This is a genomic window from Streptomyces liliifuscus, from assembly GCF_016598615.1.
Lineage (GTDB): Bacteria > Actinomycetota > Actinomycetes > Streptomycetales > Streptomycetaceae > Streptomyces > Streptomyces liliifuscus.
Window position 1 is genome coordinate 1,064,164 of record NZ_CP066831.1, and the last position, 24,137, is coordinate 1,088,300.

General features: G+C 69.5%; 21 protein-coding genes. 8 read left to right on the forward strand and 13 right to left on the reverse strand.

From position 1 onward, the window contains the following. Window positions 1-18 precede the first annotated feature (18 nt). Complete coding sequence (locus tag JEQ17_RS04595) at window positions 19-2,241, reverse strand: glycoside hydrolase domain-containing protein (RefSeq protein WP_200393985.1); 2,223 nt, start codon at window positions 2,239-2,241, stop codon at window positions 19-21. Between the two features lie 588 nt (window positions 2,242-2,829). Further along, window positions 2,830-3,663, reverse strand: a complete 834-nt coding sequence (locus JEQ17_RS04600; protein WP_200393986.1) for an oxidoreductase — start codon at window positions 3,661-3,663, stop codon at window positions 2,830-2,832. Window positions 3,664-3,779: 116 nt separating this feature from the next. Here JEQ17_RS04600 and JEQ17_RS04605 point away from each other — a divergent pair, with 116 nt between their 5' ends. The 3 genes from JEQ17_RS04605 to JEQ17_RS04615 all read left to right on the forward strand — a co-directional run bounded on the left by JEQ17_RS04605 (window position 3,780) and on the right by JEQ17_RS04615 (window position 6,678). Then, window positions 3,780-4,355, forward strand: a complete 576-nt coding sequence (locus JEQ17_RS04605; protein WP_200393987.1) for a TetR/AcrR family transcriptional regulator — start codon at window positions 3,780-3,782, stop codon at window positions 4,353-4,355. Between the two features lie 117 nt (window positions 4,356-4,472). Then, a complete protein-coding gene (locus JEQ17_RS49915; RefSeq protein WP_234048064.1) occupies window positions 4,473-5,186 on the forward strand; it encodes a hypothetical protein in 714 nt (237 codons plus the stop codon). 64 nt (window positions 5,187-5,250) lie between these two features. Next, window positions 5,251-6,678: a M1 family metallopeptidase gene (locus JEQ17_RS04615; RefSeq protein ID WP_200393988.1), complete on the forward strand. Its 1,428-nt coding sequence runs from the start codon at window positions 5,251-5,253 to the stop codon at window positions 6,676-6,678. 39 nt (window positions 6,679-6,717) lie between these two features. On the opposite strand, the gene JEQ17_RS04620 is transcribed toward JEQ17_RS04615, so the two are convergent. Next, window positions 6,718-8,448: a serine/threonine-protein kinase gene (locus JEQ17_RS04620; protein WP_200393989.1), complete on the reverse strand. Its 1,731-nt coding sequence runs from the start codon at window positions 8,446-8,448 to the stop codon at window positions 6,718-6,720. 179 nt (window positions 8,449-8,627) lie between these two features. On the opposite strand from JEQ17_RS04620, the gene JEQ17_RS04625 reads away from it, so the two are divergent. Beyond that, window positions 8,628-8,765 (forward strand): hypothetical protein, encoded by a 138-nt coding sequence (locus tag JEQ17_RS04625; RefSeq protein WP_169801986.1) that lies wholly within the window; start codon window positions 8,628-8,630, stop codon window positions 8,763-8,765. A gap of 114 nt (window positions 8,766-8,879) precedes the next feature. Here JEQ17_RS04625 and JEQ17_RS04630 read toward each other — a convergent pair whose 3' ends face one another. Next, window positions 8,880-9,461 (reverse strand): snapalysin family zinc-dependent metalloprotease, encoded by a 582-nt coding sequence (locus JEQ17_RS04630; protein ID WP_200393990.1) that lies wholly within the window; start codon window positions 9,459-9,461, stop codon window positions 8,880-8,882. 247 nt (window positions 9,462-9,708) lie between these two features. Between JEQ17_RS04630 and mgrA the strand changes: the two genes are divergently transcribed. Further along, window positions 9,709-10,752, forward strand: a complete 1,044-nt coding sequence (mgrA, locus tag JEQ17_RS04635) for an L-glyceraldehyde 3-phosphate reductase (protein WP_200393991.1) — start codon at window positions 9,709-9,711, stop codon at window positions 10,750-10,752. An 85-nt stretch (window positions 10,753-10,837) separates the two neighbouring features. Here the strand turns inward: mgrA and ykgO are convergent, their stop codons facing one another. From ykgO to JEQ17_RS04670, 7 genes are all read right to left on the reverse strand, one after another. Further along, the gene (gene ykgO, locus JEQ17_RS04640; RefSeq protein WP_055617363.1) at window positions 10,838-10,960 is read right to left on the reverse strand and encodes a type B 50S ribosomal protein L36; all 123 of its coding nucleotides are present in this window, start codon (window positions 10,958-10,960) and stop codon (window positions 10,838-10,840) included. 37 nt (window positions 10,961-10,997) lie between these two features. Then, complete coding sequence (locus tag JEQ17_RS04645; protein WP_200393992.1) at window positions 10,998-11,258, reverse strand: type B 50S ribosomal protein L31; 261 nt, start codon at window positions 11,256-11,258, stop codon at window positions 10,998-11,000. 159 nt (window positions 11,259-11,417) lie between these two features. Then, entirely contained in the window at window positions 11,418-11,822 is a 405-nt protein-coding gene (locus tag JEQ17_RS04650) for a VOC family protein (RefSeq protein WP_200393993.1), read from the reverse strand. Window positions 11,823-11,990: 168 nt separating this feature from the next. Further along, the gene (locus JEQ17_RS04655; RefSeq protein ID WP_234048065.1) at window positions 11,991-14,792 is read right to left on the reverse strand and encodes a M4 family metallopeptidase; all 2,802 of its coding nucleotides are present in this window, start codon (window positions 14,790-14,792) and stop codon (window positions 11,991-11,993) included. 233 nt (window positions 14,793-15,025) lie between these two features. Next, a complete protein-coding gene (locus JEQ17_RS04660; protein ID WP_200393995.1) occupies window positions 15,026-15,784 on the reverse strand; it encodes an SDR family NAD(P)-dependent oxidoreductase in 759 nt (252 codons plus the stop codon). 166 nt (window positions 15,785-15,950) lie between these two features. Next, the gene (locus tag JEQ17_RS04665) at window positions 15,951-16,856 is read right to left on the reverse strand and encodes an AraC family transcriptional regulator (RefSeq protein ID WP_200393996.1); all 906 of its coding nucleotides are present in this window, start codon (window positions 16,854-16,856) and stop codon (window positions 15,951-15,953) included. Window positions 16,857-16,923: 67 nt separating this feature from the next. Further along, window positions 16,924-17,580: a maleylpyruvate isomerase N-terminal domain-containing protein gene (locus JEQ17_RS04670; RefSeq protein WP_200393997.1), complete on the reverse strand. Its 657-nt coding sequence runs from the start codon at window positions 17,578-17,580 to the stop codon at window positions 16,924-16,926. Window positions 17,581-17,713: 133 nt separating this feature from the next. Here JEQ17_RS04670 and JEQ17_RS04675 point away from each other — a divergent pair, with 133 nt between their 5' ends. After that, complete coding sequence (locus JEQ17_RS04675) at window positions 17,714-18,238, forward strand: kinase (RefSeq protein ID WP_200393998.1); 525 nt, start codon at window positions 17,714-17,716, stop codon at window positions 18,236-18,238. A gap of 460 nt (window positions 18,239-18,698) precedes the next feature. Then, window positions 18,699-19,274: a hypothetical protein gene (locus tag JEQ17_RS04680; protein WP_200393999.1), complete on the forward strand. Its 576-nt coding sequence runs from the start codon at window positions 18,699-18,701 to the stop codon at window positions 19,272-19,274. Between the two features lie 14 nt (window positions 19,275-19,288). Here the strand turns inward: JEQ17_RS04680 and JEQ17_RS04685 are convergent, their stop codons facing one another. Then, a complete protein-coding gene (locus JEQ17_RS04685) occupies window positions 19,289-20,854 on the reverse strand; it encodes a long-chain-fatty-acid--CoA ligase (protein WP_200394000.1) in 1,566 nt (521 codons plus the stop codon). Between the two features lie 177 nt (window positions 20,855-21,031). Between JEQ17_RS04685 and hemA the strand changes: the two genes are divergently transcribed. Then, window positions 21,032-22,249, forward strand: a complete 1,218-nt coding sequence (gene hemA / locus JEQ17_RS04690; protein ID WP_200394001.1) for a 5-aminolevulinate synthase — start codon at window positions 21,032-21,034, stop codon at window positions 22,247-22,249. A 152-nt stretch (window positions 22,250-22,401) separates the two neighbouring features. Here the strand turns inward: hemA and JEQ17_RS04695 are convergent, their stop codons facing one another. Then, complete coding sequence (locus JEQ17_RS04695) at window positions 22,402-24,126, reverse strand: ATP-binding cassette domain-containing protein (RefSeq protein WP_234048066.1); 1,725 nt, start codon at window positions 24,124-24,126, stop codon at window positions 22,402-22,404. Window positions 24,127-24,137 lie beyond the last annotated feature (11 nt).

A 24,137-nucleotide genomic window follows, 5' to 3' on the forward strand; every position in this document is an offset into this window, starting at 1 on the left:
CTGTTCGTCCCCTTCACGTCAGCCATTGCGGGAAAGCCGGTAGTACTTCTCCAACACCCGGTACAGGCCCACGAGTTCACGGCCGTACTTCAGGGCGGGCAGGTTCGGTTTCCCCTCATTCGTCAAGGGGGGACCGTTGTAGCGGCTGAGGATCCTCTCGGAGTCACCCTCGCTGGTGTTCGGCCCCGGTCTGGGCAGGTTGATCTGGTGGGCGTTGTAGATCGTGAGGTAGGCCACCGACTTGATGTTGTAGATCGAGTCCTCGTGCAGCTGGGCCCACACCGATTCCAGGTCCCGCTCCCCCAGGATCGAGCCGTTGATGATGCCCTGCTGGACGCAGTGGTTCCTGGCCTCGATCGCCACCCTGCCCTTGATCTGGCCCCAGCCGGTGGAACAGTCGTCGTCCACGCCGGTCTTGACCGCCGTGTCGGAGGCGATGTCCAGCGGGTTGAACTTGCGCAGCTCCCACAGCACCGGGGCCTGGATCAGGGCCTTGCGCACCCTGAGCTGCCGGGCCAGCGAGGTGAACAGCCAGTCGGCGGCGAGGACCAGGTCGAACGCGTTGGTGTTGGAGATGCCCCCCAGGGTCGCCCAGTCCGTGTCGGTCCAGCCGTCGCCACCCGTCTCGGGGACGCCGATGGACTCCAGGTACGAGCGGACCTCCTGGAGCATGGCCGCGCGGTACGTCGCGTTGAAGTCGACGTCCAGTCCCGCGGTGTCCGCGCCGGGGTCGAAGCTGCTCTGCCCGACGTCTCGTCCGGAGGCGATGTTCTTGTCGATCTCGATGGCTCCGGCACCGGTTCCCACGGTGACGGTGGCGATCTGGTCGAAGGCCCAGTCCCCGGGCATGGGGAAGCCCAGGTTCCCGGAGAACCCGCTGGACATGTCGGAGACGAAGCTCGCGTCGGTGTACCCGGCCTCGCGCACCCTGCGGCACACGTTGCGCGGCCCGTAGATGCCGACCCGGTAGCGGGAGTTCTCCTGCACCGCCCGGGAGATCCCCCTGAAGTGCGGAAGGATGTTGGAGGTCACCTCGTGGTCGAACGCGTCGTAGTCGACGGCGAAGTAGATGCGGCTGCCGTCCTTGAATCCGTGGTACTTGGCCCAGTCGATCGCGTCGAGGCCGTCCCGGGTGCCCTGGCTGTACTTGAAGTAGGCGGCCCCGTCGCTGAAGGTCTGGTAGATCGGGAAGCAGTTCAGCCCGTTGGCCGCGATGGTCTGCAGCTCACCGGGTTTGATCATCTTGTCCCGGCCGTTCGGGACGTTGCACAGATAGCGGCCGACGTACACGTACCCGGCGGACAGCAGGGACTGGGCGCGGGCCGGGGTGATGGTGGTGATGCAGTCGCAGGCGGCGCCCGAGCGGGACTGGTCGCCGTAGGAGATCAGCAGGGACGCCCAGGTGGGGTAGTCGCCGTCGCCGTTCGGGGAGAGCCTGACGAAGTCCTGGAACTCGAAGACGGCCGAGGACAGGTCGGACGTGAAGGTCCCGCCGAACGCGACATGGGGCCGCTGGTTGAGGATCATGGCGGCCGTGAACAGGTTCACCCAGACGCCCGTGCTGCCGACCCTGAGGGTGTGCTGTCTCAGACCCGCCTGGGTCGCCGGGCCGAAGGAGCCGTTGGCCACTCCGTCGGCCATGCCCAGTTCGTACTGGATGGCGAACAGCATGGACTTGGCCACATCACGGGAGTGGTGGCCGTCGCAGGGGATGACGAAGAAGTCCTGCCGGTGGATGTACCGCCCGTTGAGCCAGCGCTGGATCGAGCGGATGTCCTCGTCGCCGGGTCTGTCCCCGTACCTGACGAGGACGTACGGGTCCATGTTCAGCAGGCCCTTGAACACCTTCGGAGTCAGGTCGGAGCCGGGGTAGACACCGTCGACCCCCATGTCCTGCTTCAGCTTGGTGATACCGGCCTGGACGTTCGCGTTGTACACGCCGTCGATGTCACCACCGTCATAGCCCTTGCAGTACATCGCGGACTGGATGATGCGGCAGAAGTTGGCCGACGGCACGGTGGCGCTGTTGAGCCGCGGGAACTTCTGAGTCAGGGTCCGCAGGGTGGTGGGGCCGAAGCTGTCCGCCACGGGGCTGATGCCCAACTCCCACTGGAGGGCCCTGGTGAGGGCGTACATGGTGCTCCAGCCCGTGCGGCCGTTCTCCTCGACGGTCATGCCGATCTTGTCGCCGTAGGCCTGGTTGACGAATCTCTGGGCGCGCAGGACCAACTCGTCTGCCATGTGGGGGCATTCCTTCGTTGATGGGGTCAAGGCAAAGGGGTGAGGCGTGCAGGCGCTGTCATCTCCCGTTCGGGGCAGGTCGAGGCCCCGGTTGGCGCCCCCAGCTTGGGGTCGGTATCCCGAACGCACCACTAGTTTCGGCGGAGCCCGAAACTCTCGGGTCACGGCCCGGCGGCGGTCGGCCGCCTGCCGAACAACGCCTCACGAGCGGTGTCAGCGCGTGCGGCACCTGTCTGCCGCCGCGGTGACAGCGGGCCAGATTGGCGGCGGCCGACGCGTGCACGTGCTGATTCGACCCGGGCCTCGACTTCCGTCCAGTCCGGGGCGATCACGCTGGTGTGCACGGCCCGGAGCGCGTCCGCGAGGTCGCTCATCCCTGTCCCGGTCCGCGTCGGCCAGGTTCCGCACCCAGGTAGGGGCTGCCCGAGGCTGCCGTCGCGTGCCGTCGGACAGTTGTCCCAGTTCGGGCCGCAGCCACGTCAGCGGGAGCCCGCGGACCGCCTCGAGTCCGGCACCGAGCCCCTCCTTGGCCGCGAGCCGTATGAGACTGCGCCAGGGGCGGCAATAGTTGTACGGCGGCGGACGGTGTCAGCGGGCGGCGGCGCGGAGGGTGAAGTTGACGAGGGTGTCCATGGCGTGGTCGGGCAGCACGCGGCGAGCCAGGATCGCGGGCCTGGCCCCCAGACCCATGGCGTAGCGAGCCTTCGGCCGACGGGCGGTGACGGCCTTGGCGATGGCGTCGGCGACGACCGAGGGCTCCGAGCCGCGGGCCTCGCCATTGGCCGGGTTCATGGCCGAGGCGACGGCTGTGGCCCTGTCGGCGTAGGCGCCTTCGCCGGAGACCTTCAGGAGATGGTCGGCCGCGATCCCGCCCCATTCCGTCTTGATGCCACCCGGCTCGATGAGGACCACATGGACGCCGAACGGCGCAACCTCCAGGCGCAGGCAGTCGCTGAGGCCCTCTGTCGCGAACTTCGTTGCGTGGTACCAACTGCCCAACGGGGTGTAGATCTTGCCGCCCATCGAGGAGACATTGACGATGCGTCCGCCACGCTGGGCGCGCATGTGCGGCAGGACCAGTTGCGCCAGGCGCGCGGCGCCGAAGACGTTCACCTCGAACTGGTAGCGGGCCTCGGACATCGGAACGTCTTCGAGGGCGCCGTAGGAACCGTAGCCGGCGTTGTTGACCAGTACGTCGACACGGCCCGACTCGGCGACGATCCGCTCGACGCCGCCACGCATGGAGTCGTCGTCGGTGACGTCCATGGCCAGCGGGTGGATACCGCGTTCGGCGAGATGCGTCATGCGCTCGACCCGGCGGGCGGCTGCGTGGACCGTGTAACCGAGCTCGTGGAGCTTGAGGGCTGTGGCCTCGCCGATGCCTGAGGAGGCACCGGTGACCAGGGCGACCTTGGAGGACATGGTGGGATCCCCTTTTCTTCCGGACAGTAAAAGTGAACCGTGATTCATCTTCATCATGAACTATGATTCACATTCATGGCAACCCGCCAGCCGACTTCCATTCACAGGGAGACTCCATGGCCCAGGCCCGGCCGCCGCGCGCCGACGCCGTCCGCAACCGGCAGAAGATCCTGGCCGCCGCCCGAGAACAGATCACGCTCCACGGACCCGACGCGGGAATGGATGCCATCGCCGCGGCGGCGGGCGTGGCCGTCGGAACCCTCTACCGGCACTTTCCGACGAAGACCGACCTGGTGGGCGCCGTCGTCACCGAGCACATGGAGCGGGTGGCGACGGACGCCGAGGCCGCCCACGCCCGTGCGGCGTCCGGCTCCAAGGCCATGGACGAGATCACGGCCTTCATCGGCACGGTCCTGGAAGCCTCCGCCAACGACCACGCCGTGAAGGCCGCCGCACACACACTCGGTGCCGCCCCCGGCACTACGGAGCCGGAGGACCGTGCCACGGCGGCCCTCGCCTCACTCATCACCGCCGCCCAGGCCGACGGGGACCTCCATCTCGACGTCACCGTGCGGGACTTCTACCTGCTCATCACCACCGCCCCCACCGACCAGCCGCCTGCCGTACGCGCCCGCTGGCTCACCCTCGTCCTGCCCGGCCTCAGCACCCACGGCCGTGGTGCCGCCGGGTGAAGTCCGGGCGCGCACTGGTGACTTGCTCTGAGTAGCCGTACTCATGTGCGGTCCGCCGACCGCGCACACACTGCGACCATGAGACGACTTTCCAGGGAAAATCATCGCATTCGTCGCATGCGGCGACCCTCACGCATCCGCCGTGGCGCGATACCTGCGGCGGTGTGCGCACTAGCCCTCACTCTCACCGCCTGCGGTTCCGAACGAGCGGCGGGCAAGGACCCGAAGGCCGGAACCGAGGACCGGGTCGAGGCCGGCGGGACCTCGACCGCCCCCTCCGCGGTCTCCCCCACCGACTCCTCGGACCCGGAGTCCTCGGACCCCGACTTCCTGGCGTTCATGAAACTCCTCGTCTCCATCACCGAACCCTGCTCGAGGTTCGAGCCGACCGAGGAGCCCCCTACGGAACCGCCGGAGGAACCGGATCCCGCGGAGCCGCCGCTCACACCCCTGCCCGAGCCGTTACCGCCGGACGGGACGCCACCCCCGGTGGAGCCCAGGGACCCTGAAGGAGCCGGGAAAGAGGTGGAGTTGAGCCCCGTGGAGAAATGCGATGCACGCGTCCACTCCCGCCGCATCGCGAAAGCCCTCAAGGGCACGACCGACCCGACACCCGGACAGGTCAAGGATGTCCTGCGCGGCCTCGGTTACATCGACCTGCGGATCCACGGCCCACAACGCTCGGGCGAGAGCGTGGAGTTCACCCTCGACCTGCGACTACTGGGCGGCGAGCTGTGCCTCTCCGGCAAGGTCACCGGCACGAGGACCATCACCGATCCGTACGGCGGTTCCCCTGAGGTCGCCTGCCCGGATGTCCGACGCCTGCGCTGAACGATCTGTCAGTTGTAGCGGCGGAGGGCACAAATGTCGGACTGGTGTGGCATTATCCGCTGCCATGTCGTCGCTACCTGCCTGGCAGTCAAAACCCTTTCGACGTCTGCTCGTTGGCCTGGTCGCGTTGCTCGTGGCGACGGGCGCGACCGTGGCCGATGCCGTCACGGCGCCCAAGGCCGAGGCAAGCGGGTCCGAGGCAAACAGGTCCCAGGTGAACAGGTCCGGGGCCGCGACACCCGACCGCCTGCGCTACGACGTGACCCTGCGCGGCGACGCCGACGGCTCCCACTGGACGGGCCGCCAGCGGGTGACGTTCCGCAACGCCTCCGACCGGCCCCTGCGCGAGGTGTACGTACGCCTGTGGGGCAACGGTGAAGACAAGTGCGGCACCCCCGGCAAGCCGTCCCCCGTCAGGCTGTCCGAGCTGCGCGGCGGCACCCCCGGCCAACTCACCTTGAACTGCACGGCGTTGCGCATCACCCTGCCCGAGCCGCTCGCGCACGGCGAGCGGACGACGATCGCCTTCGACGTGTCCGTCACCGTGCCCGAGCGCAACAACCGCTTCGGCCGTGAGGGCGCGTTCCGCTTCCTGGGCAACGCCCTGCCGGTACTCGCCGTGCACGACGCGAAGGGCTGGCACCTCGATCCGTACGTGTCGACCGGCGAGAGCTTCTACGCCCTGGCGAGCGACTTCCGGGCACGCATCGACCACCCCGCGGCCCTCAAGGTCCCGGCGACCGGCCGCACTTGGACCAGCCCCGGCACACCCGGGCGCACGGTCACGCACAGCGTCGCGCACCGGGTACGGGACTTCGCGTGGGCGGCGGGCCCGTTCCGTACGGCGACCGAGACCTCTCACGGGGGCGTGCGCGTGAAGTCGTACTGGGCGCCGAACACACCCGCCGCAGGTGTACGCCTCAACCGCAAGGACGGCGTCGCCGCCGTCGACCGGTTCGGCGAGGAGTTCGGCCGCTATCCGTACGGCGAGCTCGACCTCGTGATGACCAAGGAGTTCGGCGGCGGCATGGAGTACCCCGGCCTGGTCCTCCTCGGCACCACCGAAGAGGGCAGCGCCGTCGTCCACGAGGTGGCCCATCAGTGGTGGTACGGCATCGTGGGCAACGACGAATACGGCGCGCCCTGGCTGGACGAGAGCTTCGCCCAGTACGCCAACGCCCGCTTCTACGGCTGGGACACCGGCGACTGCTGGGCGGACGGCGACTGGCCGAGCGAGAGCACCGCGCTCACCAACTCGATGGCCTACTGGGCCGAGCACAGGAACGAGTACCACGTCGTCTACACGGCCGGCCCCTGCGCCCTGGCACGCCTGGAGGACACCCTCGGAGCCGACATCATGGCGCGCCTCCTCAAGCGGTACGCCCGCGACCACTGGTACGGCCTCTCCACCACCGCCGACTTCAAGAAGGCCGCGCAGTCCGTGACGAACAGGGATCTGGGCCCCTTCTGGACGAAGTACCGCATTCGCTGAGATCGCGCGTCGCGTACCGAGGGGGTGGTGGCCCCGGGATCATCCGTCGGCGGCCATCACCTTGGTCACCTTGCCGTGGATGTCGGCCTCCAGATAGCCGCTCTCGTTGTACTCGTTGCTGAGGTACACAGCCATGTCGGCGGGGGTGTCGCGCAGCTCGTTCGGCCCTTCGACCAGCAGGTAGCGGCTCGTGGGACTGTCGACGTTCAGCTTCTTCCTGGCCTCGGCGAGCAGCCCGGGGACCGTGTCCCAGTCGAAGTCGTCCGGGTTGAACACCTGGGCTCCGCCGGACAGCGAGCCCTTGATGATTCCCTTCTCCAAACCCCGGTCGACGCGGTAGGTGTACGTGTCGTATCGGGTTCGACTGCCCTTGACCATCACGTAGGCGGAGATGTGCTCGGGATACACCTTGAAATCGCCGAACAGGTCGCTGCCCGTCTCCTTCTTGAACGCCTTGATCGCGGTGCGGATGCCGTCCGGCGTCAGCAGATCGGTGGTGCTTCCCTTTTCCGTCTGCCTGGGCGTGGGCGTCGAGGCGTCGGCGGACGATTCGGTCGTCGGCGTACCGCTGCGCGACGGCTTCGCTCCCGCCCCGTTCCCGGCGCCCTCGGAGGACGAGGATCCGGACTTCCCCCCGTCCGGCACCAGGGTCCACACGAGGACGCCGACAAGCGCTGTCGCAGCGGCGGACAGGACGACCCTGGACCAGCGCCGCTGCCGAGACGGCCGGGCGGGAGTCGGTGCACCGGCGGGCGCCATCGGGTACGGCGTAGGCGCGGCGGGCAGCCGGGGAACGGCGTCCTGCGGGGTCGGGTATCCGGTCGGTGGACCGGACTCGCCCGAGCCGGAAGGGAACGGCGGAGCGGCCGACGGAGGCGTCAGCCGGTAGGAGGTGGTCCCCGATGATCCGCCCGAGGCCACAGCCTGTTCGCCCTCGGCCACCGAAGCCAGCATCCGGTCAAGGCTCTCGGCATCCGGGCGCGCCGCCGGATCCCGCACCAGCACCCGCATCAGTACGTCCGCCAGGGGCCCGGCCTTCACCGGTGGCGGGACCTCCTCGTAGAGGACGGCCGCGAGCGTGGCCAGCGTCGTGCCCCGGCGCAGGGGGTGCCGGCCCTCGACGGCGGCGTACAACATCATCGCCAGCGACCAGAGGTCCGACGCCGCTCCGCCGTCGTTGCCCGACACCCGCTCCGGCGCCATGTAGTCGGCGGTGCCGATGATGGACCCGGTGGCGGTGAGAGCCGTCGATTCGCGGATCGCCGCGATCCCGAAGTCCGTGAGCACGGGGCGGCCGTCGGGGCGAAGGAGCAAGTTGGCGGGTTTGACGTCCCGGTGCTGGATGCCCGCATCGTGCGCGGCGCGCAGTGCGGCCAGCACCTCGCGTCCGAGCCGGGCCGTCTCCGCCGGGTCCATCGGTCCGCGGCCCAGGCGGTCGGCCAGCGATCCGCCGCCGACGAGTTCCATGACGATCCATGGATAGGTGCCCTCGCCGCCGTCGACGATGTGATGGATCGTCACGACATTCGGGTGGTCGATCCTGGCCAGCGCCCTGGCCTCGCGCAGGACACGCTCGCGCAGCATCCGCGCGCCGTCCGGGTCGTACTCGGCCACCCCGGCGTCCGGCGGCCGCACCTCTTTGACGGCCACGCTCCGGTGCAGCACGAGGTCCGTGGCCCGCCAGACCGTGCCCATCCCACCGCCGCCGAGCCTCGACTCCAGCCGGAACCGCCCGTCGATGACGCGTCTGTCGCTGTCCCCCTCGCTCATGCGCGGGAGCTTAGAGGACACGTCAGACAGTGCTTTCCCCGGGCGGGGCAGTGGGCGGCACCGACAGGTGCTGATCCTGTGAGCGGGGCCCGCCAGGCGCTTACTTCCTGACGACGGGGTATACAGGGCATGCCGGCATCCGCGTCACCGGCCTTGCCGTAGGAGGAGTTGTGCCCGGGATGATCGAGAAGATCAAACGGTTCGCCAGGAGCCCTCAGGGGCGGCGCACCATCGAACAGGTACGCCGTGCCTCCGCCGATCCACGGCGACGGGCCCAGGCCAAGGGGTTCCTGAGCAAGCTGCGTCGGCGAGGCTGACGTCGGAGGGGCCGGACAGGCCGAAGAGGTCGCTCGGACAGTCGCCGTGTGCGGGTGCGGGCGGACGCCGTGATGTCCCGGCCTCCGCCCGACTTCCGCACACGGCACCGTGCGTCAGTCCACGATCACGACACCGCTCCGCACTGCTCCGCCCGTCCGGGTGAGCGCACTGCTGAAGTTGTCCTCGACCTCCGCCTTCTCCACCGTGTCCGGGTAGGGGTTCGTGCACGCGATTCCCGCGGTGGAACCGGACATCAGGCTTGAGCACGGGCCGGGCTTGCGGTCCGGCAGACCCAGGATGTGGCCCAGTTCGTGGGCCGAGATGCGGATCGTGTTGTAGCCCTGGTCAACGGCCTGGCGTCCGATGTAGACGGTTCCGTTGCCCAGTGTGGTGGGCAGGGCGCGCGGCCAGCCGTTGTCCGCCAGGACCCGGATGTTGGCTCGCTGCCCGGTCGCGGCCGGGCGCAGTTCGACGGCGTCGACGCTCTCGTTCCAGATCGCCGCACCGCGGTCGACGGCGGACTTGAACTCCGCGGAACCACTCGCGTCGTAGGTGAAGACACGTGCGGCGACAGCGCTGTCCGCGACCTCGGAAGGTGCGGTCGCGGAAGGGGCGGCCACGGCCTGGCCGCCCATCAGCGAAAAGGTCACCGTCAGGACGGCAGCGAGTCCGATCGTCGGCTTACGGACGTGCATGGTCGACCTCCTTGTGGGGGAAAGGTAGTCGTGCTCATGACATTCCTTGGCTCCCTGCCCAGCGGGGCCGAACGCCAATCCGTCAATCCGGCCCCGGAGCAACGCCCCTGGTGATTCAGAAACGGCACCGCTGAATCCCATGGCGGGGAGCTGTTGGACTTCGGGATCAGGCAGGGGCAGTGTGGGCAGGCGGATCCCCGCGATCCCGATGGGTCCGTCCCGTACCGCACCACCCGGAGATCACTCGATGAGCCATGTCATGAATCCTGACCGCTACGACGGCACCATGCGCTACCGGCGCACCGGGCGTTCGGGGCTCGACCTGCCCGTCCTGTCCCTGGGCTACTGGCACAACTTCGGCGACGACCGGTCCTTCGAGAGCCAGCGCGAGATCGCTCTGCGCGCCTTCGACCTCGGCATCACCCACCATGACCTCGCGAACAACTACGGTCCGCCGTACGGCGCCGCGGAGACCAACTTCGGGCGGCTGATGAAGCAGGACCTCGCGCCGTACCGGGACGAGTTGGTGGTCTCCACCAAGGCCGGCTGGGACATGTGGCCCGGCCCCTACGGCCAGGGCGGCGGCTCCCGCAAGTACATGCTCGCCTCGCTCGACCAGTCGCTGCGTCGCACGGGGCTGGAGTACGTGGACATCTTCTACTCCCACCGGCTCGACGCCGACACTCCTCTCGAGGAGACGATGGGGGCGCTCGACACCGCCGTCCGCCAGGGCAAGGCCCTGTACGTCGGCATCTCCTCCTACGATGCCGAGCGCAGCCGCGAGGCGGCCGCCATCCTCCGGGACCTGGGCACCCCGCTGCTCATCCACCAGCCGTCGTACAGCATGCTCAACCGCTGGGTGGAGACCGAGGGTCTGCTCGACACCGCGGAGCAGGAGGGCTTCGGGGTCATCGGCTTCACGGCCCTCGCCCAGGGGCTGCTGACCGGGCGTTACCTCGACGGGGTCCCGCAGGACTCGCGTGCGGCACAGGGGACCTCTTTCGACACCACATGGCTGTCGGACGACATGCTGCGCAGGCTGCGCGCCCTCAACGACATCGCGGCCCGGCGCGGTCAGAGCCTGGCCCAGATGGCCCTCGCCTGGGCGCTGCGCGACGAGCGTGTCACCTCGCTCGTCATCGGCGCGTCGCGCCCCGAGCAGCTGGAGCAGAACGTCGCCGCACTGGAGAACCCCGACTTCAGCAGCGAGGAACTGGCCGAGATCGACAAGTACGCCACCGACGGCGGCGTCGACCTGTGGCGGGACGCCCGCCTGGGCAACCTGGGGTGACCTGCGCTTCCGCGCACAGCAGACCGGGCCCGGCCTCCTCTCCGGAGGCCGGGCCCGGCGGCCCACACGCTGTGCGCGCTGTGCGTCAGCCCTGACGGGCCTTGAAGCGCGGGTTCTTCTTGTTGATCACGAACACCGTGCCCCGTCGGCGCACGACCTGCGCCCCGGGCATCGACTTCAGTGAGCGCAACGACTTGCGCACCTTCATGGCTCTGCTCTCCTCCTGCTCGGATGCCGGCCGCCCGTCATCGGGTCGATGACGCCGCACGTCCGTAGCGCCGCTCGAACCGCTCCACGCGGCCCGCGCTGTCCATGACCCGCGAGGTTCCCGTGTAGAACGGGTGACTGGCCGACGAGACTTCCACGTCGATCACGGGGTAGGTGTTGCCGTCCTCCCACTCGATCGTCCTCGCCGAGTCGGCGGTCGAACGGGTGAGGAACGCGACGTCCGCGGCGCGGTCCCGGTAGACGACCGGGCGGGAAACGGGGTGAATGCCGACCCTCATGGGCTTTCCTTCCTCACAGCCGTTCACCGAAGGGCAAACGGCGCCTTCCGCCTCCTCGGTTTGACGGAGGCATGTCATTCTGTGTCGTACAACAGGAGACCCCGCAGCGGTATTCCCGGCAGAGACGGGGCCCCGAGCCCTCGGCCGTAGTCGTCGGCCCTAGTCGTCGAGCTCCGTGAAGAGCGTCAGCTGAAGATCGCCCGGTGCCTCCAGCCGGGAGTTCAGCGAGTTCCAAGGGGTACGTGTCGGCTCGGCGATCACCTGGGCTCCGGCGGCGGCCAGCTTCGACGTGGTGGCGACCGAGTCGTCGACCTCGAAGGCGACCCGGATGTGGCCCGCCACGCGGCGGCCGACCTCGACCTCGTCGATGAAGTCGGCGTGGTTGGGATCGGCGATCTCCAGAGTGGCGCGGCCGGCTTCGAGGATGGTGACCCGTCCGTCGGCGGAGGCGAACGCGCCACGCTCGGTCAGACCGAGGACATCGCGGTAGAAGTGCAGCGCCGCGTCGTAGTCGGCCGCCGTGACCACCAGGCGGAGTCCGCGGACAGCGGGTTCATCGGACATGTCGGCTCCTTGAGGATCTCGGCTGCTGACACGTCAACCCGGTGATCGGCCGGACGATTCCCCGTCCGTACGGGTCCGGCGCGGGAGTGACCGCTGCCCGGACGGGCGGTGGCCCGCCGGGCGGATCACCCGGCAGGCCGGCGCCCACTTGTCAGTCGCTCCGTGCGGTCAGCCGCATCGGCCCGTCGGGCGGGTGCGGGTCACCACGTCGGTGACGCCGGTCGTCGCGTCCAGCCACACCACCTGGCCGCCCGCCACCGCTGCGGCCGACGCCTGCTCGCCGCGGTTGCAGGAGACGCGGCCCTTGCGTGTGCCGGGGTCCTCGGGCGAGCCGCCCGCCGCGAACTGGTGGAGCTTGGGAACCGACTCGTTGCGGATCTCGGTGTCGGGGAGGTAGGTGCCGACCGTCACCGCGTCCTCGGACACCGTCACGTCGTACGCGTTCAGCGCGTCGGGCGCGGTCTGCGGACTGAGGTCCACCACGCCGGAACCGTCGAGCGCGGCGCGGCGCAGGGCCGTCCTGCCCTCGGCCGTGCCCTCGTCGAGAAGCCAGAAGACATGCGTGCCGTTGATGGCCGTCGGGCCGAGGCTCGTGCTGCTCGGGGCCGTCTGGATCTCCCGCTTCCCACCGGTCGCGACATCGACGACGACCGTGTTCAGCGCGTATTCGGCGCGCACCCGTCGCCGCTCCTGGTAGGCGACCTTGCCGTTGCTCACCGACGAGGAGTACGCCCGGTGGTAGGTCCCGCCGCCGGTCGTCACCTTGTTCGTCGGGTCCTTCAGACTCAGATACGCCACGCCCTGACGCCCGCCGTGGTTCTGGTAGTCGAAGGCCACGACGTCACCGTCGACGTCCACCGAGCTGCCCACGGCCCTGCCGTGCCACAGCACCTTCACGGGACCGCCCGCGAGGGGTCTGGCCAGGATGTCGACGCCGTCGGAGCCGTGTGCCTGCCACACCACCGTCCTGCCGTCGGTCGCCGGATTGACGTGGTAGCGGCCGTCGTTGGGGCTCATCAGCTTGAGCTGCCCCTCGCCGTCGGCGCGTCCGGCCCACACCGAGTACGGTTCCGAGCCCTCCTCATTGGACTTGGACGCCGCCCACCAGCCGCCGCCCGCACCCAGGTTCGTACGGGTCGTGTTGACCCGGTCGAGGAGCGGGTCGGAGTCCACGCCGAGGGCCAACTCCCAGCCGGGCACGATTCCGTGGGCGGTGAAGGCGCGTTGCAGAGCCTTCTGGCCGGGCGCCGGGACGCCCAGGTCCTGGGCCGCCGCGAGCACGGCGGCCCGTCCCTCGGTGAAGCCGTCGAGCGGGGTGAGGTACTCGGTGAGTGCTTTGTGGACGATCCGGTCGGTGACCTCGGCGCCCAGCTCCTCGCGGGCGTCCCACAGCGCCCCGCCGAAGATGGTCGAGTTGAGGTGGACGCCGCCGTTGTCGGTGGCGAAGCCGACGCCGAGGAAGGACTTGGCCGTGTTCCGCCCGTCGTTGAGGTCGCGCAGCGCACACTCCCGAGGGGTCTTCGTACGGCAGAGTCGCTCACCGAGGAGACCCGCGTCGGGGTGCGTCACCGGGATGTCGTACACGTCGGTCTCGATCGCGTTGCCGAAGTAGTCGGCGATCGCCTCGTTCATGGCGCCGGACTGGCCCGCGTAGACGAGGTTCGCGGAGTGCTCGATCACGCCGTGCGTCATCTCGTGGCCTACGACGTCCACACTCGCGGAGAGCGGGCGGTACTCGGCGTCGCCGGTGCCGTACACCATCTTCTCGCCGTCCCAGAAGGCGTTGACGTACGGCTGCCCGTAGTCGGTGATGCCCACCAGGGAGTTGATGGTCATGCCGCGGCCGTCGAGGCTGTTCCGGCCGTGCTTGTTCTTGAAGTAGTCGTAGACCTGCCCGGCGGCCCAGTGCGCGTCGACGGCTCCCGATTCGGTGGCCTCGGTGCCGAACGCGGGGGTCGGCGAGCCGAACTCCTGGATGCCGTCGGGCCATTGCCCGCCCACGTCACTGGCCCACTTGCCGCGCGCGTCCCAGGTGGACAGGACATTGTCGGTGAACTCGTCGGGGGGTATTCGGGTGCGGTCGCGCAGCACGTACTCGCCGCGGTTCTCGTCGAGTTCCACGTCGAGGGCGACGGTCGTGCCGTCGAGCCGGACGCCTGAGCCCTTCGACGCGGCCCGGGTCCGCTTCGGCGCGGTGCCCGCCGCCGGCTTGCCTGCTGCCTGGCCGGGTGCGCCGAACGTCTTGATACCGCTGTACTGGAGGACCGGATATCCGGCGCGGGCGTCGATGTAGACCTCACGCAGTACGGGTTCACCGCTCGCCGGGTCGGTGCCGCGCACGGTGACCCGCTGGGTGAGGACGCCTGCCCCGGTGGGCAGGACGACCAGCCCGCGCGCGGTGCCCGTGAGCGGGGACTCGTCCTCGTCACCCTCACGCGGTGACTTCACGGCAAAGTGCTTCGCGTCGAACTCGGCGAGGACGGCGTCGACGGCCCGCTCGACGGCGAGTTCCTCACCGACCTCGGGCGTCGTGGCGGTGCGCAGTTCGGTGAAGTACTTGCCCGAGGTGCCGGTGACGACCCGCTCCCCGTCCTTCGTCTCCATACGGACGACGTACTGACCACCCAGGACCGGCACGCCCCGGTGCCTCTGCTGAAGCCGGACCGTCTCCTGACCGCTTGCGGTAGTGGTCCCGGCGGGTACGAGATCGCGCTGCGCGTCCGCGATGCAGTAGCGGCTCCGCTTGTCGTCCAGGTAGGTGCGGGCCGCGCCCGCCGCGCTGCCGGTCGACGGCGCCTGCTCCCGGATGTCCCGTACGAGCGCCGGTGTTCTCGTCTCCTGGCCCGGTATCACCTCCCCAGGGCTCGGCGGTCGCGGTGCTGCCCCCGCTGTCGCCGCGTCGGCAGGAACCGCCGGGACGACGAGCGCGGCGACACCGAACAGCGCCGCCGCACCCGACAATCCGCTCAACCGTGCTCTGGAACCGTCTCTGCCGCCTCTGACATTTCTGCAGTCCCGCACGCTCCCCCAACCCCCTCGCCGGCCATGCCGGTGGCCGAGCGCCGCCCGGCAAAGGGCCATCGAAGCCGCGATACGCCACCCCATCAATGGGGCAGGGGTGTCCACAGGTGACTTCCGGCCGGTGGTCGACGCGGGGTGCCGAGGAGGCTCCGTGGTCGAGAGCCGATGTCGCTGAGCTTGGGCTAGAGGTTGTAGCCGCCGGACACCTCGATGTTCTGTGCGGTGATCCAGCGGCTCTCCTCGGAGAGCAGGGAGGCGATCACCGTGCCGATGTCGTCGGGTTCGCCCACCCTGCCGAGTGCCGTCTTCGCCGCGAGGGCCGGGATCACCTCGGGGAACCGCTCGAAGGCGTCGTCGGAGATCCGGGTGCGGGTGGAACCCGGTGCGACCGCGTTGACGCGGATGCCCCGCGCGCTGAACTCCTTGGCCATGTAGCGGGTCAGCACGATCAGGCCGCCCTTCATCGACGCGTAGGCGGAGTAGCCGGGCTCCAGACCGGACGCCATGGCGGAGTTGCTGGTCGTGTTGACGACGGCCCCGCCGTCGGCCATCAACGGCAGCAGCGTCTGGGTCAGGAAGTACGGGCCCTTGAGCAGGACCCGAGTGAACCGGTCGAAGAGTTCCTCGGTGGTGTCCTCGAACATCGCCATCTGCCCGAAGCCGGCGTTGTTGACGAGGTGGTCGAAGCTGTCGCGCCCCCAGGTGTCGCGCAGTACGTCGACCACGGACGTGCGGAAGGCCGGGAAGCTGCCGCTCTCGCCGACGTCCAGCGGCAGCGCGACAGCCGTACCGCCCTCCTTTTCGATCGCCGCCACGGTGTCCAGGCCCCCTTGGCGGTTGCCGCTGAAGGTCAGTACCACTCCGACCCCCCGCTTGGCGATCTGTATTGCCGCGCTCTGGCCGATTCCGGAACTGGCACCGGTGACAATGGCGACCTTCATGACGTGCCTCCTGCACATGAGTGGATTTAGATTTGCCCACCGGGGAATCAATTGGAGAATCCACCGGGGAATCCGACTCATTCATGGAAGCACTTTGGAACCGGGGAAAAGAACAACGATTCTCCCGCCTCCTTGCACAATCCTCTTCTGTTGGGTTGTGACCCTGTCAGGGCAGGGCGGCCGCGGGGGTGCGCACGGAGCGGCGCAGGCCGGCGGCGTCCTGGCTGGGTGGCGCGCCGAACTGTCGGCGGTATTCCCGGCTGAACTGTGACGGGTTGTCGTAGCCGACGCGCCGGCCGACGCCGGTGATGTCGTTGGGGTGGGTGGCCAGCAGCAGCCGGGCCTCCTGGAGGCGGATCTGCTTCTGGAACTGGATGGGGCTCATCGCGGTCACCGTCTGGAAGTTGCGGTGGAAGGCGGAGACGCTCATGCCGGACAGCTGAGCCACGTCCTCGACCCTGAACGGCTGCGAGTAGTGGTCTCGGATCCATCGCACGGCCCGCGCGATGTGACTGAGGCTGCTGTCGGCGAGGCCCAACTGGCGTACGATGCCGCCTTGTTCACCGGTGATCAGCCGCCAGAGGATCTCGCGTTTGACCAGCGGGGCGAGCACCTCTCGGTCGCGGGGCTCGTCGAGCAGGCGCAGCAGCCTGACCACGGCGTCGAGCAACGGCTCGGGAGCGTCGCTGACGGCGATTCCCGGCGGCGCGCTGCCGCCCGAGCGGGGGATGTCTCCCGTGCCGGCCTGCATGAGCAGCTCGGCGACAGCGGACGGTTCCAACTTCAGCCCGAAACCCAGCGCAGGACGCTCCGGAGTGGCCTCTGTGAAGTGGCCCGTGACCGGTAGGTCGACCGAGGTGACGAGGTACTGCCCGGCGCCGTACTCGTAGACCCGCTCACCCAGCGCGAGGCGTTTCGCACCCTGGGCGATGACCGCGAGGACCGTGCCGGACATCGACAGGTACGGCGGATCGGAGCGGTCGACCCTGGAGATCAGTACGCCGTCGATGGCGGTGGTCCAGTCCGGCCGCGCGTGCCGGATCAACAGGGCGCGGAACTCGTCGAGGTCCATACCTCAAATCTATCGTTTTCACGGGTCACGGCGATCGAATGGAATTGACGGATTTCGTGGAACACGGTCAGCCGAGGACGATCGGGAGTTTCGCGGCCAGTTCGCCCAGTTCGGTGTTCTCCGCGTCGGTCGGGGCACGCCGTCCGGTGCCGACCAGCAGTGCGTCCTTGTCGGAGAACGACGCCGGGAACGCGGACCCGGCGATCTCCTCCAGCATCCCGCGGGACCGGGCGAGCCCCTCCGCGGGCGGCTCCGCCGCGTCCTGGAGGTGTGCGACCAGGTCGAGGTGGTGCAGTGTCCACTCGAGGACGTACGCGGAAAGGTAGTCGCCCGTGGTGAGGATCTGGTCGCGGGTGCCCACCCGTAGGCCCCGGTCGGCGAGTTCGGCGGCGCGGCCGGCGGCCGAGCCGACGTCGTCCAGGTGGAACTTGAGCAGCCATGGCTCCCCGTACGCGGCGGCCAGCCGGACGGTCAGTGCGTCGAGCGGGTCGTCGCCCGTCGGCGGCGTTTCGGCGACGTCCCAGTAGGTCACCGCGTCGCGGGTCGGTTCCGCCTCGGCGGGGGTCACGAGGGTGATCAGGACGTCCTGGGCGTCGATGACCAGATGGCACACCAGGTCCCGCACGAGCCAGCCGGTACAGCCGGACGGCCGGGCGAAATCCTCGTCCGACAACTCGGCGACCGCCGCGCGCAACGCCGTCCAGGAGCGTGAGAAGAGATCCACCCCGGCAAGGTAGTGCGGTGCCGCGAGGACGTACAAACGCATTTGTACGGTCGACTCGCGCACCCGGCGGATGCGTTTGCCCGCACGCTGTCACCCTGCCGGTGAGCGAGGGCGCCATCGGTACGGTGTCGCGATGACGACCATCTCCTCCCCCGCACAGCTGGTCGTGCTGCGCGGCAACAGCGCGAGCGGCAAGAGTTCGGTGGCCGCGGGCTTGCGTGAGCGATATGGGCGGGGTCTCGCCCTGGTGAGTCAGGACACCCTCCGCCGCGAGGTTCTGCGCGAGCGCGACATCCCCGGCGGCGCGAACATCGGCCTGATCGACCTGACCGTCCGGCACGCCCTGGAACACGGCTTCCACACCGTGCTGGAAGGCATTCTGTACGTCGCGCACTACGGCGAGATGCTGGCCCGGCTCCTGGCCGACCACCCCCACCGCACCCACTGCTTCTACCTGGACGTCCCCTTCGGGGAGACCCTCGCCCGGCACGCCACCAAACCGATCGCCCACACGGTCGGCGAGAGCGAACTGCGGGACTGGTACCGGCCGCTGGACCTCCTGCCGGGTGACATCGAGACCGTGATTCCCGCAGGCAGTTCCCTCGCCGAAACCGTGGATCAGGTCATGCACTGCTCCGGCCTGGCCGCACTGGCGTAGGCACAGGGCACGCCGTGAGCGCCCGGGCGGATGCGCTCTCGGCGTGGCGCGTGCCGGGCCTGGTGCGCCCTTGAGTGCCCCAACTCACAAGGTGCCCGGCCCCTCTCACGGAACAAGCGGGGATGGCCGGCCGTTCATCTGTATGTGGCTGCGGAGGGGACAGTGTCCCCGGGCCTCACCTCAAGCCCATGGGGACGATCGTTCGGCTGAAGCCCCATGGAGCACTCCGCCGAGAGGCGACCGCCCTCCGCACGCCACGGCCTACGGCCCCGGCTGGTCTCCCCCGTCCAGTCGGGGCTTTCCGCTGCGTGCTGCGCGCCCGTCGCACGGCGGTGGCGGTGGCAGCGCGACGCTGTCGACGCAGCGACCGTGACCGCCCTGTCCACGGCCGCTGGCGGCCGGGCGGCTGCCGTGACAGGGTCGGCGTGCTCGTGAACAGGTCATTGGTAAGGGGAAGTTCGTGGACACGCAGATCTGGGACACGCTGGTCGAGTCGATGAAGAACGCGTACACCGCGGGTCTCGGCGAAGGGGCCGTGCCCCGCCCGGTGATCATGCCGCTGGTGCGCGGCGAGCTCGTCGGTCTGATCCGGGTACGCCCCACCAGCGTCGGCAGGGACGCGCAAACCGGCATCGCCCAGCTCTCGAACATCGCCGCGGCGGCCGGTGCGGACGAGGTCGTCCTCGTCTGGGAGACCCAGGACGTCGCCACGGCGTGTCAGCTGCCGGTCGCCGGCCCGGCGCCCTGTCTGAACATGGTGCACGCCACGAAGGACGGCGGCCACGTTCTCCACCAGCTTCCCTACACCGAACAGCCTTCACCCCAGTCCCCCGAGGGCCAGTCGTCGGCCGCGCCCCACTGGCTTCCCGCGCCGGAGCCGCAGCCGGGCGGCGAACTGGTCCCGCCGATCCGGGCCGCCGTCGAGTTCTCCTTCACTCCGCTGGAGATGGACCACCCGTCCCCCTTCGGCGTCACCGTCGTCCTGATGGAAGAGGACGGCTACAACATCCGTCTGACGGACACGTTCATCCCCTGAGGGTCACGGCACTCTCATGATTCGTCGCCCGTTCCCGCTCCGATCCGGGCGACGAGTTCCCGCTTGAGGACCTTCCCGCTCGGGCCCAGCGGGAGAGCGGCGGCGAACTCCACTCGGCGCGGGTACTTGTAGGAGGCGATGCGCCGACGGGTCCAGGCGATGATGCCCTCGGCGAGGGACTCGTCCGTCGCGGCACCGGGGCGGGGGACGATCACCGCGCATATCTCCTGGCCGTAGCGCGGGTCGGGGACGCCGATCACCGCGACCTGGGCGACGGACGGGTGGCGGGACAGGATCTCCTCGACCTCGCGCGGGTACACGTTGTACCCGCCGCGCACGATCATGTCCTTCTTGCGGTCGACGATCGTCAGATAGCCCTCGGCGTCCTTCACTCCGAGGTCGCCCGAGCGGAACCAGCCGTCCACGAGCGCGACTTCGGTGGCCGCGGGGTCGTCGAGGTAGCCGATCATGACGTTGTGGCCGCGGACCACGATCTCGCCGACCTCGCCCGGCGGGAGCAGCACGATCCTGTCCTCGGTGCCAGCCTGGGCTATCTCCGCCTCCACGCCCCGGATCGGCTTGCCCACGGTGCCCGGCCGCCGGGGCCAGGCGCTCTGGTTGTAGGTGACACAGGGAGATGTCTCGGTCAGGCCGTAGCCCTCGTAGACGGGGCAGCCGAACGTCGTCTCGATGTCCTGGAGCACCCTGACCGGCAGTGCCGAGCCGCCGGAGTACGCCCGGGCGAGCGGCGGACGGCGGGCGTCCCGGGCGGCGGCCTCCAGCAGCGTGATGTACATCGTCGGCACTCCCATGAGCACCGTGCATCCCTCGCGCACCATCACATCGAGCGCCTCGTCCGGTGTGAAGCGGGACATCAGGACGAGGGTCGCGCCGGCGCGGAAGCACGTCCCCATGCCGCAGACCTGGCCGAAGGTGTGGAACAGGGGCAGGCAGCCCAGGAGGACGTCGCCGGAGTCCATGGCGAACGGCGAGAGCATCGTCGTGTCGATGTTCATGACGAGGTTGAGGTGGCTGAGCATGACGCCCTTGGGGCGGCCCGTGGTACCCGAGGTGTAGAGGATCAGCGCGATGTCGTCCGGCGCGCAGGGCACCGGGGCCTCGATCGGCACGGCCCGGGCCGCAGGCTCGTCCAGCTCCCTCCCGCTGCCGTCGTCGTCCGCCTCCAACGTCAACAGCGGTACCTCCGCGCGCTTCGCCGCCCGCTCCCCCTCCCCGAGGAGCGACCCCGCGCACAGCATGACCCGGGCTCCCGAGTGCCCGAGGATGTACGCGATCTCCTCCGCCTTCAGCAGCGCGTTCACCGGTACGACGGTCGCGCCGAGTGCGAGGACAGCGAAGTAGGCCGCCGGGAAGGCCGGTGTGTTGGGCAGCAACAGCGCGACCCGGTCGCCGGGGCCGATCCCTCGGTCGCGCAGTGCCGCCGCGTACCGGCGCGCGGTCAGCCAGAGGTCGCCGTATGAGATGCGCCGGTGGCCGGCAACCAGCGCGGTGTGGTCGGGGCGGCGCGTCGCGGAGTCGGCAAGCACGTCCGCCGCCGAGAGCGTGGCACCGCCCCTCATCGGCCCGGTCCGCGCATTCCGGAACGGCCGGAAAGAGCCTTGTGAATCCGCGGGAGGGAGATTTCAAATTCGGTCATAGATACTCCGCTTTCGTGCGATGGCGCACTGTGCAGGGACCGCGAGGCATCCTACGATGAGGCGCGCCGGAGGGAAAGCGACAGAGAGCGAGTATGAGACATGTCCGAGTACATGGATTTCTTCGCACGCCTTGGGCAGCAGACGTCCGAGCGGAAAAGGGAGTTCCTGGAGCTCGGCCGTATCGCGGGCCGTTTCCCGGCGGCCGGTACGGCACACCATGGCGAGATATCGATCTGGTGCAGCAACGACTACTTAGGTATGGGCCAGCACCCGGACGTTCTGGCGGCGATGAAGAACGCCGTCGACGAATGCGGCGCCGGCTCCGGCGGTTCGCGCAACATAGGCGGGACGAACCACTATCACGTCGCATTGGAGGCGGAACTCGCCGCGCTGCACGGAAAGGAGGACGCGGTGTTGTTCACCTCCGGGTATTCGGCCAACGAGGGCGCGCTCTCCGTGCTCGCCGGGCGCATCGACGACTGTGCCGTGTTCTCCGACCAGTTGAACCACGCGTCCATCATCGACGGTTTGCGGCACAGCGGAGCCCAGAAGTTCATCTACCGGCACAACGACTGCGCGCATCTCGAGAAACTGCTGTCCGGTGTGGATCCGCAGCGGCCGAAACTCGTCGTGACGGAATCCGTGCACTCGATGCGCGGCGATATCGCGCCACTCGCGGAGATCGCCGACATCGCCAAGCGGTACGGGGCGGTGACGTTCGTGGACGAGGTGCACGCCGTCGGCATGTACGGTCCCGAGGGCGCGGGCATCGCGGCGCGGGAGGGCCTCGCCCCAGCGTTCACCGTGGTCATGGGGACGCTGGCCAAGGGCTTCGGGATGACCGGCGGCTATGTCGCCGGGCCCACGGTCCTGATGGACGCGGTCCGGGCCTTCGCCCGCTCGTTCATCTTCACCACGGCACTGCCGCCCGCGGTGGCCGCCGGCGCGCTCGCCGCCGTACGGCATCTGCGCGGCTCCCAGCTGGAACGCGAGCGGCTCACGGCCAACGCCACCCTGATGCACGGGCTGTTGCGGGACAGGGGCATCCCCATCCTGTCCGATCAGACCCACATCGTGTCGGTCCTCGTCGGTGAGGACCGCCTCTGCAAGGAGATGTCGGCGCTGCTTCTTGAGCGGCACGGCGCCTATGTGCAGGCCATCAACGCGCCGAGCGTGCCGACGGGCGAGGAGATCCTCCGGGTCGCTCCCTCCGCCGTTCACGAGGCGGCCGACGTCCGGTGGTTCGTCGACGCGCTGGACGGGATCTGGACCGAGCTCGGCGCGTCGCGCGAGGACGCCCCGGTGGCGGCCTCCTAGGCGTGCCGGACCCGCGACGTCTGCGTGGTTGATCCGCCGGACCGGACCTGGTGTGTTGTCCGAGGACGTCGGTGAGGGGTGCGGAGACGCCGGTGTGCGTTGTCCGGGGACGCCGGTGAGTCGTCCGGGGACATCGGTGGCCGGCGACACGCCTAGTCCGCCCGCGACGAGATGCGTCGCATCTCCGCGGACTCGGCCAGCACCTCCTCCCAGGTCCCCGCCGCGTCCACGCGCCCGTCCTTCAGGACCACCACCCGGGCTGCCGCGCGCAGCAGCGCGGGCCGGTGCGACACAGCGAGGACGGTGACCGAGCCGTCCAGCAGCCTGCTCCACAGGAGTTGCTCGGTGGCGGGGTCCAGGGCGCTGGAGACGTCGTCCAGGACCAGGAGTTCGGGGCGTCGGGCCAGCATGCGGGCGATCGCCGTCCGCTGGAGCTGGCCGCCGGACAGCCTGAGGCCCCGCGGGCCCACGACGGTGTCGGCGCCGTCCTGCATCGCCGCCACGTCGGGGGCGAGGACCGCGGTGTGCGCGACGTCCTCGAAGATCCTCCCGTCGTCGTCGCCGAGGCCCAGCAGGACGTTGTCCCGCAGCGATCCGCTGAACAGGCGCGGGTCCTGGGGGGTGTAGCCGCAGCGCGGGGGCACCAGGAAGTTCGCGGGGTCGACGATCGGTTCCCCGTTCCAGAGCACGGTGCCCCGCTCGTGCGGCAGCAGCCCCAGGACGGCCCGTATCAGCGTCGACTTGCCCGAACCGACGCCACCCGTGACCACGGTGACCGAGTGGCGTACGACGGTCAGGTCAATGTCCTCGACGCCACGCTCCGAGCCGGGGTAGCTGGCGGTCAGCCCGCGGACGGTCAACTCCCGGAGCTCGGGTGCCCGTTCAGGCACGGGCGCCGGTTCCTCGGCCAGAGTGCGGGGCCGTCGTCCGAGGAAGTCGGCGATCCGGCCGAGCGCCACGGAGACCCGCTGCAGTCGCACCGAGAGGATCCCGATCGAGGCCAGCGCCTCGGCGAGGATCTGCAGATAGAAGGTGAACAGAGCCAGGTCGCCGACGCTGAACGTCCCGCTGTGTGCCCGGCCCGCCGTCAGCAGTAGTACGACGCCGATGCCGAGGGGGGCCGCGTTGCCGATCACGGTCCGCTGCACGCCCGCGAACAGTTCCTCGCGCACCGCCGCCTTCGCCCGGGCCTCGTTCAACCGGCCGATGTGCGCCGCCACCTGGTCCTCGGCGGCCGCCGCCTGCACCGCCTTCACGGCTCCGACCGCCTCCCGCAGGGCGCCCGCGACCTCGGCCGAAGCGCCACGGGTGGCGCGCCGGTAGCGGAGGAAGCGGCCGTGGACCGCCGCCGTGACCAGCGCGACCAGGACCAGCAGCGCCAGCAGCGCGCTCGTGACCACCGCGTCGATCCGCATCATGACGGTGACGGAAGCGAAGACGAACAGCCAGTGCGCGAGGTTGGTGGGCGCCCAGGCCACGAAGAAGCCCGTCTCGTCGACGTCCTCGCCCACCACCCGCAGCCCCTCCCCCGAGGTCGTGCGGGACGCGGCTCCCCGACCGCGCAGGGCGGAACCCAGCAGTTCGCGCCGCATCCGGATCGTCGTGCCGTACTGGACCCGCGGCTCCAGCCGGTTGATCATCACGCCGAACTGCAGGCACAGCCGTGCCCCCTCGATGGCGGCCACCCAGGCGATGAGCAGCCAGACTCCGCCGCCGGCGCCGATCTGGTCGAACAGCCGCTGGAACAGCAGCCCCACCGCCAGGGTCCCCGCCCTCAACAGCACCCACAGCCCGGTCAGCGTCCAGTACGCGCCCGTCGAACCGCGCAGCACGGCCCCGAGCTGCCTGAACGTGCCCCGTGCTTCGATGTCGGCCACCCTCCCGCCCC